General features: G+C 70.0%; 16 protein-coding genes. 4 read left to right on the plus strand and 12 right to left on the minus strand.

From position 1 onward, the window contains the following. Window positions 1-4: 4 nt before the first annotated feature. Window positions 5-985 carry an NAD(P)H-dependent flavin oxidoreductase gene (locus ACFOD9_RS00450; RefSeq protein ID WP_379508108.1) on the plus strand — a complete coding sequence of 327 codons (981 nt, stop codon included), beginning with the start codon at window positions 5-7 and terminating at the stop codon, window positions 983-985. A 139-nt stretch (window positions 986-1,124) separates the two neighbouring features. Here the strand turns inward: ACFOD9_RS00450 and ACFOD9_RS00455 are convergent, their stop codons facing one another. Next, complete coding sequence (locus tag ACFOD9_RS00455; RefSeq protein ID WP_379508109.1) at window positions 1,125-2,234, minus strand: epoxide hydrolase family protein; 1,110 nt, start codon at window positions 2,232-2,234, stop codon at window positions 1,125-1,127. A 108-nt stretch (window positions 2,235-2,342) separates the two neighbouring features. On the opposite strand from ACFOD9_RS00455, the gene ACFOD9_RS00460 reads away from it, so the two are divergent. Together ACFOD9_RS00460 and ACFOD9_RS00465 are read left to right on the plus strand one after the other, a co-directional pair. Beyond that, window positions 2,343-3,596 (plus strand): cytochrome P450, encoded by a 1,254-nt coding sequence (locus ACFOD9_RS00460; RefSeq protein ID WP_379508110.1) that lies wholly within the window; start codon window positions 2,343-2,345, stop codon window positions 3,594-3,596. Between the two features lie 2 nt (window positions 3,597-3,598). Beyond that, window positions 3,599-3,790 carry a rubredoxin gene (locus tag ACFOD9_RS00465; protein WP_379508111.1) on the plus strand — a complete coding sequence of 64 codons (192 nt, stop codon included), beginning with the start codon at window positions 3,599-3,601 and terminating at the stop codon, window positions 3,788-3,790. A gap of 38 nt (window positions 3,791-3,828) precedes the next feature. On the opposite strand, the gene ACFOD9_RS00470 is transcribed toward ACFOD9_RS00465, so the two are convergent. Beyond that, window positions 3,829-4,749 (minus strand): SDR family oxidoreductase, encoded by a 921-nt coding sequence (locus ACFOD9_RS00470; protein WP_379508112.1) that lies wholly within the window; start codon window positions 4,747-4,749, stop codon window positions 3,829-3,831. Between the two features lie 13 nt (window positions 4,750-4,762). Continuing rightward, complete coding sequence (locus tag ACFOD9_RS00475; RefSeq protein WP_379508113.1) at window positions 4,763-5,587, minus strand: SDR family NAD(P)-dependent oxidoreductase; 825 nt, start codon at window positions 5,585-5,587, stop codon at window positions 4,763-4,765. Between the two features lie 135 nt (window positions 5,588-5,722). Between ACFOD9_RS00475 and ACFOD9_RS00480 the strand changes: the two genes are divergently transcribed. Beyond that, the gene (locus ACFOD9_RS00480) at window positions 5,723-6,727 is read left to right on the plus strand and encodes an NADPH:quinone oxidoreductase family protein (protein ID WP_379508114.1); all 1,005 of its coding nucleotides are present in this window, start codon (window positions 5,723-5,725) and stop codon (window positions 6,725-6,727) included. A 28-nt stretch (window positions 6,728-6,755) separates the two neighbouring features. Here ACFOD9_RS00480 and ACFOD9_RS00485 read toward each other — a convergent pair whose 3' ends face one another. The 9 genes from ACFOD9_RS00485 to ACFOD9_RS00525 form a co-directional block, all read right to left on the minus strand. Continuing rightward, a complete protein-coding gene (locus tag ACFOD9_RS00485) occupies window positions 6,756-7,703 on the minus strand; it encodes an SDR family NAD(P)-dependent oxidoreductase (RefSeq protein WP_379508115.1) in 948 nt (315 codons plus the stop codon). A 16-nt stretch (window positions 7,704-7,719) separates the two neighbouring features. Next, window positions 7,720-8,493 carry a class II aldolase/adducin family protein gene (locus tag ACFOD9_RS00490; RefSeq protein WP_379508116.1) on the minus strand — a complete coding sequence of 258 codons (774 nt, stop codon included), beginning with the start codon at window positions 8,491-8,493 and terminating at the stop codon, window positions 7,720-7,722. Between the two features lie 32 nt (window positions 8,494-8,525). Continuing rightward, window positions 8,526-10,061, minus strand: a complete 1,536-nt coding sequence (locus ACFOD9_RS00495) for a class I adenylate-forming enzyme family protein (RefSeq protein WP_379508117.1) — start codon at window positions 10,059-10,061, stop codon at window positions 8,526-8,528. Window positions 10,062-10,337: 276 nt separating this feature from the next. Further along, window positions 10,338-11,564 (minus strand): CaiB/BaiF CoA transferase family protein, encoded by a 1,227-nt coding sequence (locus ACFOD9_RS00500; protein ID WP_379508118.1) that lies wholly within the window; start codon window positions 11,562-11,564, stop codon window positions 10,338-10,340. Between the two features lie 2 nt (window positions 11,565-11,566). Further along, the gene (locus tag ACFOD9_RS00505; protein ID WP_379508119.1) at window positions 11,567-13,345 is read right to left on the minus strand and encodes a class I adenylate-forming enzyme family protein; all 1,779 of its coding nucleotides are present in this window, start codon (window positions 13,343-13,345) and stop codon (window positions 11,567-11,569) included. Window positions 13,346-13,396: 51 nt separating this feature from the next. Continuing rightward, entirely contained in the window at window positions 13,397-13,918 is a 522-nt protein-coding gene (locus ACFOD9_RS00510) for a MarR family winged helix-turn-helix transcriptional regulator (protein ID WP_379508120.1), read from the minus strand. A 48-nt stretch (window positions 13,919-13,966) separates the two neighbouring features. Then, window positions 13,967-14,752, minus strand: coding sequence for an SDR family oxidoreductase (locus ACFOD9_RS00515; protein WP_379508121.1), 786 nt, complete (start codon window positions 14,750-14,752; stop codon window positions 13,967-13,969). Next, on the minus strand, window positions 14,749-15,606 hold the full coding sequence (locus ACFOD9_RS00520) for an amidohydrolase family protein (protein ID WP_379508122.1): 858 nt from the start codon (window positions 15,604-15,606) through the stop codon (window positions 14,749-14,751). The genes ACFOD9_RS00515 and ACFOD9_RS00520 overlap by 4 nt, the downstream gene beginning before the upstream one ends. Before the next feature lie 67 nt (window positions 15,607-15,673). After that, entirely contained in the window at window positions 15,674-17,002 is a 1,329-nt protein-coding gene (locus ACFOD9_RS00525) for an MFS transporter (RefSeq protein ID WP_379508123.1), read from the minus strand. Window positions 17,003-17,039: the final 37 nt, after the last annotated feature.

A 17,039-nucleotide genomic window follows, 5' to 3' on the forward strand; every position in this document is an offset into this window, starting at 1 on the left:
TCCCATGGCCTTGAAGACCCGCGTCACCGAAATGCTCGGGATCGAACACCCGATCGTCCAGGGCGGTATGCAGAATGTCGGCTATGCCGAACTGGCCGCCGCCGTCTCCAACGCGGGCGGGCTTGGCCTCATCACCGCCCTCACCCAGCCCGACGCCAAGGCGCTGCGCGACGAGATCGAGCGCTGCAAGAGCATGACCGCCAAGCCCTTCGGCGTGAACATCACCGTCCTGCCCGCGCTCAACTCGCCCGATTATGACGCGATCGCCAAGGTCGTGATCGAAAGCGGGATCAAGGTCGTCGAAACCGCCGGCCTGCCGCGCTGCCGGGAAATCTGGGAGATGCTCAAGCCCCACGGCATCACCGTGGTCCACAAGTGCACCGCCGTGCGCCACGCGCTCTCGGCCGAACGCAACGGCTGCGACATCATCTCGATCGATGGCTTCGAATGCGCCGGCCACCCCGGCGAGGATGACGTGCCCGGCCTGGTGCTGATCCCGGCGGCGGCCGATCAGGTCAAGGTGCCGCTGCTCGCCTCGGGCGGGATCGGCGATGCGCGCGGCCTTGTCGCCGCCCTCGCGCTGGGCGCCGAAGGCATCAACATGGGCACGCGGTTCTGCGCCACCAAGGAGGCGCCGATCCACGATTCGGTCAAGCAGGCCTACCTCGCCAACGATGAGCGCGGCACCAACCTCATCTTCCGCAGCCTCAAGAACACCGCCCGCGTCGGCAAGAATTCCGTGTCCGACGAAGTCGTGCGCCGCCTCGCCGAACCGGGCGCCGTGTTCGAGGACGTGCGCGAACTGGTCGCCGGCGCCAAGGGCCGCGAACTGCTGCAATCGGGCGACATGGACCACGGCATCTTCTGGGCCGGCATGATCCAGGGTCTGATCCACGATATCCCGACCTGCGAGGAACTGATTTCCCGCATGGTCCGCGAAGCCGAGGAGATCATCCGCGGCCGCCTTGGCGGGATGCTGGTCTGAAGATAGCGGCTCGCCAACCCCGTCGTCCCGGGCTTGACCCGGGACCGCAGGGGGTCGCGAAGCTGCAAGGGTCCCGGCCGGCGCGCTTGCAGCTTCGCAATGGACACCGGTCCCGGGGCAGGCCCGGGACGACGCCCCCTCACCGCCACTCGGCGAAAAAGCTGCCCACTTCCGCCGCGAAGTCCGCCGGCTGCTCCCAGGCGGGAAAGTGCCCGCCGCGCGCCATTTTCGTCCAGCGGACAAGGTTGACCTCGGCCTCTGCCGCCTCGCGCGGGGCGGGCGGGATGAATTCGGCCGGGAACTCGGCCATGCCGGTCGGCACCCGGATCGGCCCGGCGGCAAAGGCATCGCCATCCTTCACCAGCCCGTGATAGAGCCAGATCCCCGCCTGGACATTGCCGGTGGCCAGGTAGGTCATGGCATTGGTGATCAGCGCGTCCTTCGAGAACACGCGCTCCACCTCGCCGCCGCAGTCCGACCAGGCCCGGCACTTCTCGATGATCCACCCGGCAAAGCCCAGCGGCGAATCGGCCAGCGCCAGGCCAATGGTCTGCGGCTTGGTTGCGTGCATATGCGAATAGCCGCTTTCCAGTCCCGCCAGCCCGCCCATCCGCTGGCGCCATTCCAGCACCGCCGGGGTCGGCTCGGCCTCGGGCGAAAGCGGCAGCATATTGAGATGGATCGCGCCCACCACATCGGCATGGTCGCGCGCGAGATAGCGGGTCACGCTCGAACCCCAGTCGCCCCCCTGCGCGCCGAACCGGGTGAAGCCCAGCCCCTCCACCATCAGCCGGCGCCACATCGCCGCGATCCGCGCGGGGCCGATCGGGCGCGGCGGACGGCCGGAAAAGCCATAGCCCGGCAGCGAGGGCACGATCACGTCATGGCCCTGCGCCGCCAGCAGCGGCCCGGCCACCAGGAATTCCAGCGGCGAACCCGGCCAGCCGTGGGTAAGCAGCAGCGGATAGCCTCCGCCGCCCGGCGCCTGCCAGCGGAAGAAATGGATGGCCACGCCGTCGATCGTGCAGCGATACTGCGGCTGGGCGTTGAACGCGGCCTCCGCCGCGCGCCAGTCATAATGGTCGCGCCAATGGTCGCGCAGGTCCGCCAGCCAGGCCGCATCCATGCCATAGGCCCAGCCGGCATCGTCATCCGGCGCATAGCCGATCTCGGCATCGGCCACCCGCCGGGCGATCCGCGCGAGCACCGCCTCGTCCACCGCGATGCGCGCCGGTTCAACATCGATCATGCCAGTCCTCCCGAAGCCCTGCCGCCAGGCGACAAGGCTATTTGTTGAACGTAAAGTAATATGCCTCTAGGCTCGGACGAAGGGGAAAACACCCGCCGGAGAGAGCCCATGCAGATTCCCGCCAGCGTTGCCCGGGCAATCGTCGATCCCAAGGCCTATGCCGAAAACGGCCCGCTCGATGAAGCCTTCGCCTGGCTGCGCGCCCATGCCCCGCTCGCCCGGATCGAGACGCCGGGCTACAATCCGTTCTGGGCGGTCACCCGCCATGCCGATATCCGCGAGATCGAGCGCCGCTCCGACCAGTTCCTGGCCGGCGTCCGCCCGACCCTGGTGGTCAATGCCCCGACCGAGGCCGACATCATGGCCAAGGGCACCCTGGTCCGCCCGATCACCCAGATGGACGATCCCGACCATGCCGCCTACCGCGCCCTTACCCAGGGCTGGTTCGTGCCGCAGAACCTGCGGAAGCTGGAGGGGCGCATCCGCGAGATCGCCCGCGGCTTCATCGATGGCATGGCCGCGCGCGGCGGCGAGTGCGACTTTGCCCGCGATGTCGCCTTCCTCTATCCGCTGCGGGTGATCATGGAGATCCTCGGCGTCCCGGCGGAAGACGAGCCGCGGATGCTCAAGCTCACCCAGGAACTGTTCGGCAACAACGACCCGGAATTCAGCCGCTCGGGCACGCCGGAAGAAGATATGCAGGTCAAGCGCGGCAACGAGACCGTGCTCGAATTCATCGCCTATTTCGGCAAGGTCACCGAGGCCCGCCGCGCCCATCCCACCGACGATCTCTCCTCGGTCATCGCCAACGGCACGGTCCATGGCGCGCCGCTGCCCAAGATCGAGGCCATGGGCTACTATGTGGTCGCCGCCGCCGCCGGCCACGATACCACCTCCAACGCCACCTCGGGCGGAATGTGGGCCTTGTGCGAAAACCCCGGCCAGTTCGCCCGGCTCAAGGCCGATCCCTCGCTGATCCCCGCCTTCGTCGAGGAGATCGTGCGCTGGACCACCCCGGTGAAGCACTTCATGCGAACCGCGGCGCAGGATGTCGAATACAACGGCCAGGCCATCGCCAAGGGCGATTGGCTGATGCTGTGCTACCATTCGGGCAACCGCGACGAGGCGGTGTTCGAGAACCCCTTCACCTTCGACATCGAACGCAAGACCCGCCACATCGGCTATGGCTTCGGCCCCCACGTGTGCCTGGGCCAGCACCTCGCCCGGCTGGAACTCAGGATCTTCTGGGAAGAACTGCTCCCCCGCCTCGAAAGCGTCGAACTGGCCGGAACCCCCCGGCGGACCGAGGCGAACTTCGTCTGCGGCCCCAAGTCGGTCCCCATCCGCTACCGGATGACCTGACCATGAGCGAGCCTGCCGCCCATCCGCCCTACCGCACCTGGCAATGCGCCGATTGCGGCTACATCTACGCCGAGGAAGACGGCGACCACCAGGAAGACCTGCCCCCCGGCACCCGCTGGGAAGACCTGCCCGATGATTGGGAATGCCCGCTGTGCGGCGCCCCCAAGGCCAGCTTCCTGGAAATCGAGGTCTGAGTGTCTGATCCCGTTCACATGGGCGGGATCAGCCAAACTCAGTCGAAAGCGTCGAGCGCGCCCGGCTCGCGGCCCACCAGCCGCACGCCGGCGGGCAGCGGCGGGGCATCGTCCCAGATGAAGCTGTCGATCTGGGCCGGCACGCTCGGGTCGATCTGGTAGGCGGAAAAGTCGGTCACCCCGGCGCGGGCCAGCACGTCGTCGTCGAGCAGGAACTGGCCGGTCAGCTCGCGCGAAGGCGAAGTCAGGATGGCATGGGCGGCATCGGCCATGATCTCGGGCCGGCGCGCATGGCGCAGGCGCCTGGCGCCATCGTCGGTGCCCTTCAGCCCGCTGCCGAACTCGATCGCGGCCGTGCCGATGATCGTGCGCGGCCACAGGCAATTGGCGGCCACCCCCTGTTCGCGGAACTCGTGGGCCAGGCCCATCATGGTCAGGCTCATGCCCAGCTTGGCCAGCGAATAGGCGATGTGCTCGCCATACCAGGCCGGGTCCATCACCGGCTTGGGCGCGATCGCCAGCACGTGGGGATTGGCGCTCTTGAGCAGCCAGGGCAGGCAGTATTTCGAGGTCATGAAGGTCGCGCGTTCGTTGACCTGCTGCATCAGGTCGAAGGCCTTCATCGTGATGTCGAGCGTGCCCTGCACATTGAGCGCCGAGGCATTGTTGACGCACACGTCGATCCCGCCGAACCGCGCGGCGGTCTGCGCCACGGCATCGCTCACCGCCGCCTCGTCGCGCACGTCGACCAGCAGCGGCAGCGCCTTGCCGCCCAGCCGCTCGATCTCCTCGGCAGCGGTGAAGATCGTGCCGGGCAGCTTGGGATGCGGCTCGGCGGTCTTGGCGGCGATGGCCACGTTGGCGCCGTCGCGCGCGGCGCGCAGGGCAATGGCGAGGCCAATGCCGCGGCTCGCGCCCGTGATGAACAGTGTCTTTCCGGCCAGCGATTTTGCCGCCATTGCTCGTCCCCGTCTACCCGGCGGGTCTCTTCACCCCCGGCCCTGCACCCAAAGCGATCGGGAATCCCGTCGTCGCGCCGCCGTCGACTATGATGGTTTGGCCGGTAATGTAAGCGGAAAGATCGGAAATCAGGAACAGCAGGGTGCCGGCAATGTCGGCCGGTTGCCCGGGACGGCGCAGCGGGATCGATTTGAGCGCCGGGGCCAGCGCCTCGGCATCGAGCGAGGCCGAAATGCGCGGGGTCCAGGTCAGCCCGGGCGCCGCCGCGTTGACCCGGATGCCGTGGCGGGCCAGCTCGTTCCCGGCCGAACGGACCAGCGAATCAAGCCCGGCCTTGGCCGCGCCATAGGGCGCATGGCGCGGCGCCCCGGTCGTGCCCGAGATCGATGAGACGAATGCCATCGCCCCGCCCCCGCTGGCCCGCATGATCCGCCCCGCCGCGCGCATCGCATAGAAGGCCTGGCGCAGCGAGAGGTCGAACTGGAAGTCCCAGTCCTCGTCGGTCAGGTCCAGGATCGGAATGTACTTCGGCATCCCGATGATATCGATCATCGCGTCCATCCGCCCCAGCGCGGCGGCGGCTTCGCCCAGCACCCGGTCCACCGCCGCCCGGTCGGTCACGTCGGCGGCGAAAGCCACGCCCCCCACTTCCGCCGCCACGCTCTCGGCCCGGTCCGGCGCGGCATCGATGCAGGCCACCCGCGCGCCCAGCGCGGCGCAGGCATGGGCCGCCTGGCGCCCGATCCCCTGCCCGGCCCCCAGCACCACCACGCCGCGCCCATCCAGCCGCAGCAGGCTGGCATAGTCGGGAACTGCGGTTTCGTCGGTCAGCGCCATGGCGCTCTCCCCCCCTGTCTGGCTTCACCGCGCAGGCTACCGGCCAGCATGGTGCCGGTCAAACCGGCGCGCCACCTTGCGCCCGCCGCCGGGCCGTCGCATCCTGTGCCAAATCGCGCGAACCGGGAGACGAACGTGAAGGCATGGCTGTCAAGGGAAGCGGGCGGACCGGAATCGCTGCATCTTGAAGAGGTTGCCGATCCCGTCGCCGGGCCGGGGCAATTGCTGGTCCGCATCCATGCCGCCTCGCTCAACTTCCCCGATACCCTGATCATCGCCGATCGCTACCAGCACAAGCCGCCCCGCCCCTTCACCCCCGGCACCGATGCCGCCGGCGTGGTCGAGGCGGTGGGCGAAGGCGTCACCGGCTTCGCGGTGGGTGATCGGGTGGCCGGGCTGGTCCCCACCGGCGCGCTGGCCGAGCGCGCCGTGATGGACGAATGGCGCGCCTTCCCGATCCCTGCGGAAATGCCCTATGCCGTGGCCGCCGCGCTGATCATGGTCTACGGCACCACGATCCACGCCCTCGTCGATCGCGGCCGCCTGCAGGCGGGCGACAGCCTGCTGGTGCTCGGCGCGGCCGGCGGCACCGGGCTGAGCGCGGTCCAGGTCGGCAAGGCGCTGGGCGCGCGCGTGGTCGCCGCCGTATCGAGCCAGGCCAAGGCCGAGGCCGCCCGCGCCGCCGGGGCCGATGCGGCGATCGTCTATCCCACCGGCCCGCTCGACAAGGCCGCCTCGCGCGCCTTGGCCGACCAGTTCAAGGCCGCCGCCCCCGATGGCTACGCCGTGGTCTACGATCCGGTGGGGGGCGACTATGTCGAACCGGCCCTGCGCGCCATCGGCTGGGAAGGGCGCTACCTCGTCATCGGCTTCACCGCCGGCATCGCCCACCTGCCGCTCAACCTCGTCCTGCTCAAGGCCTGCAACGTGGTCGGCGTGTTCTGGGGCGCCTGGACCATGCGGAACCGCGCGCAGAGCCGGGCGGAAATGGCGCAATTGTTCGCCATGTGGCAGGAGGGCCGGATCGCCCCGCCGATCGGCGCGCACTTCCCCTTCGCCCTGGCCCCCCAAGCCCTCGCCGCGCTCGACGAACGCCGCGCGGTCGGCAAGCTCATCGTGGATGTGGTGGCGCCGCAATAGCCAGGCGCCGCGCCGGAACGCCCCGCCCTCAATCGCCCGCAAGCCGGCGCGCGCGCGGATCGCGCCCGGTGCGGGTCCATTCCGCCAGTTCCATCACCGAATAGTCCGGCAGCCCCCGGCGCACCATCAGGTCGGCCAGGCTCCCGGCCGGCTCGCGCAGGTCCGCGCCGGCCATCACCTCGTCCCAGTGGGCCAGGATCGCCTCGGGGCTGGTCTCGTCGCCGGGCGCCTGCCAGCCCTCGCTGGTGGCAAGCACGATCCGCGCATGGCGCCCGCCGCCCACCTGGATCGCCTCGCCCTGGGCCGGGCACAGCGGGTGGGCCAGCAAGGCCACCAGCGGGGCGATGTTCTCGGGCGTGAAGGCCTCGATCCCCCGCTGCAACTGGGCATCGGGCACCACCAGCCGCCCCGGCGGAAAGGCCGCCGGCAGGATCAGGTTGGCCTTGATGTCGCAGGCCGGATCGCGGCGCAGGTCGGCCGCGATGGCGCGGGTGAAGGCAAAGACCCCGCCCTTGCCCGCGGCATAGACCGCCGTGCCCGGCAGCCCGAACATCGAGCCTGACCCCACGTTGACGATCCGGCCATGGCCCTGCGCCCGGAACACCGGCAGGGCCGAACGCACGAGGTTGAGCGTGGCCACCAGGTGAACCCCCAGCAGGCGCGCGGTTTCTTCCGCGTCGGGCAGCGAATCGCCGTAGACCCCGGCATTGCACACCACCGCGTCCAGCCGGCCCCAGCGCTCCAGCGCGCCGGCCACCAGCGCCTCGGTCGCCGCCGGATCGGCCATGTCGCCCCGGTCTTCCACCGCCGATCCGCCCGCCGCCGCCACCAGCGCCACGGTTTCGGCCGCCCCGGCAATGTCGTTGGCGATCACCCGCGCGCCGCGTGCACCCAGCAGCCGGGCATAGGCCTGGCCCATCCCGCGCCCCGCCCCGGTGATCGCGATCACCGCCCCGTCGAAGCGCAGCTCGGGCATGGCCGGTTCGTCCTTTTCAGTCGCGGAACGAGGGGTCGATCCGGTCGAGCTTGCGGAGCAGCGCCGGCCACGACAGGCGCTCGGCCAGCATATTCATGATGGCAAGGTTCGATTGCCCGGCCACCTTGTCCGCCACCCCCTGGTGCGGATCGAGCACATTGTCGCGCCCGCCGGCCAGCATCAGCACCTGCATCTGGCAGGCGCGTTCCAGATAATACATCCGCTGGAAGCACTGGCCCACCGTGGCGCCCAGCGCCAGGGTGCCGTGGTTTCGCAGGATCATCGCGTTGCGCGCGCCCAGATCGGCCACCATCCGCTCGCGCTCGTCCAGGTCGAGCGCGATGCCCTCGTAGTCGTGATAGGCCAGGTCGTGGACCACCATCATCGCGGTCTGGGTGTTGGGCAGCAGCCCGCATTTCATCGCGGAAACGGCCTGCCCGTGCGGCGTGTGGAGGTGCATCACCGCCACGCTGTCGGCGCGCGCCATGTGCACGGCGCTGTGCACCACGAAACCGGCCGGGTTCACCTTGTGGTCGGTGGGGTGAACCGGGCGCCCCGCCATGTCCACCTTGACCAGCGCCGAGGCGGTGATCTCCTCGAACATCATCTCGTAGGGGTTGAGCAGGAAATGGTGCTCCGGCCCGGGCACGCGGGCCGAAAGGTGGGTGAAGATGAGATCGTCCCAGCCGTGAAGCGCCACCAGCCGGTAGGCGGCGGCAAGGTCCACCCGCAGCTCCCATTCCCCCGGGGCCATGGTGCTCCGGTCGGCGGGTGCGGCAAGTGTGGCCATGGCGCCTCTCCTTGTGGCTGGGCTGGCGGGACCTACCCCGCCGAAACGCTCGCCTGCGCGATCCGCTCCGCCAGCGCCGCCTTGAGCGCGGGCTGCGCCACCTTCATCGAGGGCGTGCGCGGCAATTCGTCGAACAGGAAGATATAGGTCGGCACCTGATAGGCAAGCAGGCCTTTCTTCAGGAATTCGCGCAGTTCGCCGTCCGAAGGCGCGGTCGCCCCGGCCTTGATCAGGTAGGCCGCCGCCGGCACCTGGCCCAGCCGCTCGTCGGGCAGGCCGATCACCGCGGCCTCGCGGATCGCCGGATGGTCCTGCATGGCCTTGACCACGTCCTCGGGAAACACCTTGAACCCGCCGCGGATGATCGCATTGTCGGCCCGGCCCTTGATGTAGAGGAAATCGTCCGCGTCGATCACGGCAAGATCGGTGGTCCGCATCCAGTCGCCATTGCCCAGGTGCGGCGCGCGCAGTTCGAGCAGGCCTTGCTCGCCGCGCGCCAGCGGCGCCAGCGTTTCGACGTCGACCGTGCGCGCCTCAAGCCCCGGGTTGATCCGGCCCACCGAGCCGCGCTTGGCCGGATAGTGCGCCTTGTAATCGGAAAGGGTCCAGCCCGCGCCGGCCCCGGCGAATTCGGTGGCGCTGTAGTTCTGCAGCACCGGAATGCCATAGCGCTCATAAAAGGCATCGGCGAGATCGGGATCAAGCGGGGCCGTGCCGGTGCGGAAGGCCGAAAGGCTGGCGAGGCGCTCCTTCGCCACATTGGCATCAAGGATCATCCGCAGCGCGGCCGGCGGCGCGCTCGCCACCTTCAGCCCGTGGCGCTCCACCGCGCCCACCCAGCCTTCCACCGTGAAGCGCGGCAGCACGGCCACCTTGCGGCCGGCCATGATCGCATTCATCAGCCCGAAGATCCCGGCGATGTGGGTGAAGGGCGCGTTGACCAGCACCACCTGGTCACGCAGCCTGGGCGGCTCGCCCTGCTTGCGCCCGTCATAGACCGCCGCGCCCAGCACCGATTGCTCGATCGAGCGGCGCTGGAGCGGGATGCGCTTGGGGGTGCCGGTGGTGCCGCTGGTGAGCATTTCCACCGCCACGTCGTTTTCCGCGAAAGGACGCAGCTTGCCAAGGTCGGCCTTGCCCAGCCCGTCAACCACGCGCACCGGATCGGCGCGGTCGGTGGTCAGCACCAGGCCCAGGCAGCCGGTTTCCCGCGCGGCCTCGATCACGCCGGCGCGCGCCCAGTCCGATTCGAGGCCGAAGATCGCGCCCGGCTTCAGCGTGCGGATATCCTCGCACAGCCGGTCATCGGGAAGCGAGGGGTTGAGCGTGACGAGGCAGCGGCCCGAGGCCAGCACGTGAACCAGCGCCCCGGCCATCTCCGGGCGGTTCTTGAGCATCCCGGCCACGCGGGCATCCTTGCCCAGGCCATTGGCGGCCAATTGCCGCTCCAGCGCCTGGCCGATCGCGGCCAGATCGCCCCATGACCACCATTGCCCATCCAGCTCGGCGGCGGGCGCGGCGGGATCGAGCGAGAAGATCTGGTTCACGAGTTCGGCAAGCTTGGACATCTTGGGCACCTCTATCCTTGCCTTCGCTCTTGCTCCGCTTGGCCCCAGCGTCAAGTTCCGAAACCGGCAAACCGGCCAATCCGGCGCACAAATCGCTAGACGATTGCCACCCAACCCGAGCCAGAGCAGGATGACTTGGCGTTGAAGCGCAATGCCCTTCCCCGGTGGGGAAGGGTTGGGATGGGGGTTCCCCGCCAGCGCGGCATCCCCACCCCCAGCCCCTCCCCAATGGGGAGGGGAGACCAGCGCTGCCATCTCATCCCGCTCCAGCCGCGCTCAGGCGATCACCCCGGCGGCCTTGAGCGCCTCCAGCCGGTCCCAGTCCAGCCCCAGTTCCAGCAGCACCTCCTCGGTCTGCTCCGAAGCCTCGGGCGCGCGGCTGCCCGGCGGCGCCTCGCCGCCAAAGCTCACCGGGCCGCGCACGATCCGCATCGGCTCGCCCCCGTCGCTCGCCTCGACCTCGGCCAGCATCCCGTTGGCCAGCGCCTGTTCGTCGCCGAGCAGATCGAGGAAGCTCTGGACCGGCGCCCATTGCCCCGAATAGCCGCGCAACTGCTCGCGCCAGTAGGCAAAGGGCCGCGCGGCAAAGGCCGCCGCGATCCGCTCGCCCGCCGCCTGCCAGTTTGCGATCAGTGCCTCGGTCGTGGCGAAGCGCGGGTCGGCCAGCATATCGTCCAGCCCCATCACCTTGAACAGGCTCTCGCGGTGCGGCCCCGGCGCCATGGTGAACAGGTTGATCGCCTTGCCATCGCTGGTGCGGAAATTGCCGATGAGCGGATTGTTCGGCGCATTGCCCCAGGCCGGCATCCGGGGCCGCAGCACCTTGTCCGCCAGCGAGGCGATATTGACCGAGACCCCGCCGGCCCACCAGGCCGTGCTCATCAGCGACACGTCGACCTCGGTCGGCTCGCCGGTCTGGGCGCGGTGAAACAGCGCGGCGGCGATCCCGCCGGCCAGGTTCATCGCCCCGATCGAATCGCCGATCGCCTGGACCCCCTGCCCCATCGGCGCGTCGAACCCCTCGGGGGTGAGCGAATGGCCGATCCCCCCGCGCGACCAGAAGGCGGTCACGTCAAACCCGCCCACGTCGCGCTCCGGCCCCTTGTCGCCATGGGCGCTGGCCCGGGCATAGATCACCTGGGGGTTGATCGCGCGCAGGTCGTCCACCTCGATCTTCAGCCTGGCGCGCAGCGACGGGCGGTAGGAGGTCAGCACCACGTCGGCGCGGCGCACCAGCTCGTGAACCAGCGCGAGGCCTTCCGGCGTCGCATAGTCGATCCCCACGCTGCGCTTGCCGCGGTTGGTGTGCTCGATCACCGGGTTGCGGGCATCGCTGATCGCCAGCCCGCCCAGCCGCGCCAGCCCGCGGATCGCATCGCCGCGCAGCGGGTGCTCCACCTTGATCACCTCGGCGCCCCATTCGGCAAGGATCGCCCCGGCCGCCGGCGCGAAGATGTATTCGGCCAGTTCCACCACCTTCACGCCGGCCAGCACCCGGGTCATGGTCAGGCACCCCCGGCCGGCACGAACAGCTTGCGAAGTTCGGCCTTCAGCACCTTGCCGTTGGCGTTGCGCGGCAGCAGTTCGGGCCAGAAGCGGATCTCCACCGGCACCTTGAAGGCGGCCAGCCGGTGGCCCACCGCCTCGCGCAGTTCGGCGGCGCTCACCCTGCCGCCGGGCCGCAGGTGGACCACGGCCACCGGCTCCTCGCCCAGGGTCGGGTGGGGCCGGCCCACCACGGCGGCATCGAGCACGTCGGGGTGTTCGTGGAGCGCGTGCTCCACTTCCAGGCAATAGATGTTCTCGCCGCCCCGGATCAGCATATCCTTGGCCCGGTCGACGATCGCGAGATAGCCCTCCGCGTCGAGCCGGCCGATGTCGCCGGTCCGCAGCCAGCCATCGACAAAGGTTTCCGCCGTGGCCTCGGGCCGGTTCCAGTAGCCGCGCACCACCTGCGGCCCGCGCGCCCAGATCTCGCCCGTGGCGCCCACCGGCAGGACCGTGGTGCCGTCCTCGGGATCGCGGATCTGGAGATCGCAGACCGGCGAACAATAGCCCGCGCTCTCGGGATGGCCGGAATAGTCGCGGCCCACGGCCATGGCGAAGGCGGCGCAGGTCTCGGTCATGCCCCAGCCGCTGCCGGGCACCGCCCGGGGGAAATTCGCCGCGATCCGGCGGACCAGCTCGGGCGAGGCCGGAGCGCCGCCGAAGGTCAGCCCGGTCAGGCTCGAAAGGTCCGCCCCGCCCCGCTCGGCCCGTTCCACCAGTTGCCAGGCGATGGTCGGCACCCCGCCGGTCGCGGTCACCTGCTCGGCCTCGATCAGCGCCACCGCCTGGTCCACGTCCCAGCGCCGCATCAGCACCACCCTGGCCCCGGCGTTCAGCCCCAGCACCAGCTGGCCGGTCAGCCCGGTGGCATGGAACAGCGGCACGGCCAGCAGGTTGACCCGCTGCGGCCCGGTCATGGCCATGGCCGCCGCCGCCTCGTCGCTCGGCACCGGCTGGCCGCAGCGCAGCAGGTTGACCATGCCCGGCAAGGCCGCCGCCGCCACGGTGCAGCAGATGTTGCGGTGCGAGGCGATCGCGCCCTTGGGCTTGCCGGTGGTGCCCGAGGTATAAAGAATCGCCGCATCGTCATCGGGCGCGATGGCCACCGCCGGCAAGGGCGCGTCGGGCAGGTCGCCCCAGCGTTCCGGCGCGCCCAGCACGGCATCGAGCGAGGCGATTCGCGGATCATCCGGCAGCGGACCGGACGGCCGGGCCACGTAGATCCTTTCCAGCGCCGGGCAGGCATCGAGATGCGGCAGGATGCGCGCCAGCCGCTCCTCGTCGACAATGGCGATCCGCGCGCCCGAATCGGCCAGGCCAAACTCCAGCTCCGGCCCGGTCCACCAGCCGTTGAGCGGCACGTTGATCGCGCCCATGATCACCGAGCCATAGAAGGCCACCGGCCATTCCGGCAGGTTCCGCATGATCAAGGCCACCCGGTCGCCCTTGCCCGCGCCATCGGCGATCAGCCTTTCCGCAAGGTGGATCGAAGCCCGGCGGAAGGCCTCGTAGGTCACCCGGTCATCCTCGTAGACCAGGAATTCGCGCGGGCCGAACCGGCGCGAGCCTTCGAACAGCTCGGCCAGGTTGCGCGGGATGCGGCGCCACACCCGGGTGCGGCGCCCGCGGATCTCCTCCTCGCCAATCTCGAAGCGGCTGCCCGGCCCGGTCAGCCGGGCAAAGGCCTCGGCCAGCGACATGGCCGGCCAGTCGGCTTGCGAAACGTCCCGTGCCACCTCACTCTCCCCTTGTTCCCCGCGCCCTGTCCCGGGCCTTGCGGCGCCCGGTCAGGCGCTTTCGGCAGGCTCCCGGCTCTTGCCGGTCCGCCGCCCCGGCGCCTTGGCCGACACCGCGATCTTCTGGTCGGCCAGCAGGAGTTCCAGCCGCGCCAGCACGTCCACCGCCTCGGCCACCCGGTCACGGGTCAGCCCGGCCTCGAGCTGCTCGGCCCAGGGCGCCTGGCGCACGTTGGCCTGGCGGTAGACCTCGATCCCCGCCTCGCTCAGCATCACCAGCCTGGCCCGGCGATGGTGCGGGTTCGGCTCCAGCCGGACAAGCCCCCTGGTTTCCAGCAGGTCGACGATGCGCTGCACCGATTGCCGCGCGAGGCCGATGTGGCGGGCAATCTGCGGCACGGTCAGCGGCACCGGCGAAAGGCTGAGCGCGCCCAGCACCTGCCACCAGGCCGGGGTGATGCCGATATCGGCCACCAGCCGCGCGCCCGCTTCAAGCAGGCTGCCGCCAACGCGAAAGATGCTCACGATCAGCGCGTTGATGGGAGTGATGTCTTCGCCGTCGAGATGCAGCATGGCCGCCTTGTTCCGTGTCCGCGCGCGGCTTGTCAACCGCGCGACTTGTCAGCCACCCAGCCGCCCGCCCTCGATATCGATCACCTGCCCGTCCACGAAGGCGCCGGCCCGGCTGGCGAGGAAGATCGCCAGCCCGCCGATATCCTCGGCCGTGCCCAGCCGGCCCACCGCCGCCCCGGCCATCCACGCCTGCGCCGCGCCATCGGGCAGGCGGTCGTTGGCGCGCGAGGGGAAGAAGCCCGGGGCGATGGCGTTGACCAGCACCCGGTGCGGCGCCAGCACCTTGGCCATGCCCCGCGTCATCTGCTCCACCGCTGCCTTGGATGCGCCGTAAACCAGCGTCGCCGGGCCGGTCGATCGCGCGCTGACCGAGGAGAGGTTGATCACCCGCGCCCACCGGTCCTCGCGCGCCGCCGCCTTGAGCAGGGGCAAGAGCTGCTGCACCAGGAAGAACGGCGTCTTGAGATTGAGGTCGAACACCTTGTCCCAGCCGGCCTCGGGAAATTCCTCGAAGGGCGCCACCCAGCCCATCCCGGCATTGTTGACCAGCACGTCAAGCCGGTCGGTCCGCTCGGCCAGGTCCCTGGCCAGCGCCTCGGCCCCGGCCACCGGGCCAAGCCGCGCGGGGATGGCGGTGCAGTCCCCCAGCGCGGCCAGCTCCGCCCCGGCCTCGGCCAGCCGCGCGGGATCGCGGCCGGTGATGAACACCCGCGCCCCGTTCACCACGAAGGCCCGCGCGATCATCAGCCCCAGCCCGGCCGTTCCGCCGGTCACCAGCACCCTGCGCCCGCTCACGTCGAACAGCGAGCCGATGGCCAGGCCCGTCCCGCTCATTCGGGCAGCTTGAACAGCTTGCGGGCCGTGCCCCCCAGGTATTGCGGCCAGACCGCATCCTTGAACGGCACCTTCTCCAGCTCGGCGAAGGTCCGCTCCAGCTCGATGCCGAAGGGGAAATAGCCGGCGTGGAGCACCTTGCCCGCGCCCCGGCTGTTGGCATAATCGATGATTTCCTGCGGGATATACTTCGGCGCGAAGCCCGAGGTCGAATAATAAAGGTTGGGCCACTTGAGCATCAGCTTCACCGCCAGGTCCGCCCAGGGTTCCCCGCCGTGGCGCATGATGATCTTCAGCTCGGGAAAATCGAAGCACACCTCGTCAAGCCAGCCGACATATTGCGGCATCATCTTCAGGCGCGGCCCCGGCACGCCCACGGCGATGAACACCGGCAGGTCCAGCTCCACGCACTTGGCATAGATCGGATACCACAGCTTGTGGTTGATCGCGATCGGCGGGAAGGAACCGGCGGGGAAGATCGTCACCCCGCGAATGCCGTGTTCCTCGTGGGCCGCCACGATCGCGCGGACCGCGTCCATGCCGTTGTTGCCGTCCACCCCCAGGGTGCCGATGAAGCGGTCGGGATGGCGGCGCAGGGCTTCCGGCGTCGCCCGCGCGGTCATGCTGACCACGCCCCATTCGATCCCGAACTGGTCCATCTTGCGAAGGGTCTCGTCGATCGAGATCGCCGGGTCCGCGTCGGGCGCCAGCTCCTCGGGGATGTCGTTGAACATATAGGCATGGGGGTGAACCCCTTCCTTGTACTCCGGCCGCAGCCCCGGCATCTTCGGGTGCGGGTCCACCTCGCGGAACCCGATCAGCGTGTCGACGATACGGCCACCCTTGAACATCATGCCTCTGTTCCTTCCGTCATGTTCGCGCAATTCCCGTGTCGATCATGGCCCGCCGCCGCCACCGCCATCAGGCGAAGTCCGGAACGGCGGCCAGCCCATCCGGCTCGCCCCGGCGCTGGAGGTCGCCCGCGAAGGTCCGCCCGGCGGCGAGATAGCACAGGGTCGACAGCGTAAAGACCGCGGGCACCACCAGCATGGCGATGCCCAGCGCCTGCTCTGCGTGGCGGGCGGCCAGGCTATCGCTGATCAGGCCAATCACCAGCGGCCCCAGCCCGCCCAGCACCGCGGTGCAGAACAGGAGCGTGGCCGAAGTGCGCGCGCGCACTTCCGGTTCCACCAGCCGGTAGAGCGCCAGCACGGTCAGCGGCACGTAGCAGTTCATCCCCCCCGCGCCCACGGCCAGGCAGGCGACCGCGAGGTTGGTGTCGGCCACCGTGTAGCCCGCCAGCCAGGCCGGAACGGTCAGCCCGGTGATCCCGGCAGCCACCCGGATGATCCAGCGCGGATCGCCGGCGGCCGAAAGCCGGTCGGCCAGCCAGCCGGTCAGGACGATCGCGCTCACCCCGAACACCCCGGTGCCGATGCCGAGGCGAATGCCCGCATCGGCGATGGTCATGCCGTGGACCCGCATCAGGAAGGCGGCGGTAAAGGCGTTGGAGGAATAGCCGCCGATGGCGATGAACGATCCGGCCAGCACCAGCAGCACCCCGGTGCGGGTGCGGAACAGATCGTACCAGTGCCCCGGAACCGCCCGCGCTGCCGCCCCGTCCTCAGGATCGGTCACGCTCCCCGGCCCGGCGGCGCGCAGCACCAGCGCCACCACCGGCGCGAAGACCAGCCCCGCCGCGCCCATCATCAGGCAGGTCAGACGCCAGCCGAAGGCGCCGGCCAGGTAGCCCCCGCCCATCATCCCCGCCAGCAGCCCGATCGGTGATCCCAGCGCCACCAGCGAAAGCGCCCGGCCCCGCCGCTCGGGCGCGAAGTGGCGCGAAACGAAGGCCTGCGAACTGGGCGTGCAGCCCGCCTCGCCCACGGCCACGCCCAGCCGCGTCGCCCCGAAGGCGAGGCCCGAACGCGCCACCGATCCCAGCGCGGTCATCGCGCTCCACAGCGCCAGCGAGCCAGCGATCACCGCGGTATAGCGCCCCCGGTCGGCCAGGCGCGAAACCGGGATCCCGGCCACGGCATAGACCAGCAGGAACCCCGCGCCGTTGATCAGCCCCAGCGCCGTGTCGGACAGCGCCAGATCGCGGCGGATCGGCTCGGCCAGCATTCCGGGGAGGATGCGATCAAGGTAGTTGAGCAGGCCGACCAGCATCAGCACCACCACCGCCAGCCACGGTTCGGGCCGCGCCGCCACACGCCCCGCTTGCCCCGCCGGGCGATTGTCGGTCATGATCCTCTCCACCTGGCGCCGCTGGAGCGACGCTTCA

Origin of the sequence: Novosphingobium bradum (genome assembly GCF_042646485.1) — a bacterium.
Lineage (GTDB): Bacteria > Pseudomonadota > Alphaproteobacteria > Sphingomonadales > Sphingomonadaceae > Novosphingobium > Novosphingobium bradum.

Coding starts and splice junctions, on each gene's coding strand:
- ACFOD9_RS00450 (WP_379508108.1), top strand. CDS start 5: ATGGCCTTGAAGACCCGCGTCACCGAAATGCTCGGGATCGAACACCCG.
- ACFOD9_RS00455 (WP_379508109.1), bottom strand. CDS start 2,234: ATGATCGATGTTGAACCGGCGCGCATCGCGGTGGACGAGGCGGTGCTC.
- ACFOD9_RS00460 (WP_379508110.1), top strand. CDS start 2,343: ATGCAGATTCCCGCCAGCGTTGCCCGGGCAATCGTCGATCCCAAGGCC.
- ACFOD9_RS00465 (WP_379508111.1), top strand. CDS start 3,599: ATGAGCGAGCCTGCCGCCCATCCGCCCTACCGCACCTGGCAATGCGCC.
- ACFOD9_RS00470 (WP_379508112.1), bottom strand. CDS start 4,749: ATGGCGGCAAAATCGCTGGCCGGAAAGACACTGTTCATCACGGGCGCG.
- ACFOD9_RS00475 (WP_379508113.1), bottom strand. CDS start 5,587: ATGGCGCTGACCGACGAAACCGCAGTTCCCGACTATGCCAGCCTGCTG.
- ACFOD9_RS00485 (WP_379508115.1), bottom strand. CDS start 7,703: ATGCCCGAGCTGCGCTTCGACGGGGCGGTGATCGCGATCACCGGGGCG.
- ACFOD9_RS00490 (WP_379508116.1), bottom strand. CDS start 8,493: ATGGCCACACTTGCCGCACCCGCCGACCGGAGCACCATGGCCCCGGGG.
- ACFOD9_RS00495 (WP_379508117.1), bottom strand. CDS start 10,061: ATGTCCAAGCTTGCCGAACTCGTGAACCAGATCTTCTCGCTCGATCCC.
- ACFOD9_RS00500 (WP_379508118.1), bottom strand. CDS start 11,564: ATGACCCGGGTGCTGGCCGGCGTGAAGGTGGTGGAACTGGCCGAATAC.
- ACFOD9_RS00510 (WP_379508120.1), bottom strand. CDS start 13,918: ATGCTGCATCTCGACGGCGAAGACATCACTCCCATCAACGCGCTGATC.
- ACFOD9_RS00515 (WP_379508121.1), bottom strand. CDS start 14,752: ATGAGCGGGACGGGCCTGGCCATCGGCTCGCTGTTCGACGTGAGCGGG.
- ACFOD9_RS00520 (WP_379508122.1), bottom strand. CDS start 15,606: ATGATGTTCAAGGGTGGCCGTATCGTCGACACGCTGATCGGGTTCCGC.
- ACFOD9_RS00525 (WP_379508123.1), bottom strand. CDS start 17,002: ATGACCGACAATCGCCCGGCGGGGCAAGCGGGGCGTGTGGCGGCGCGG.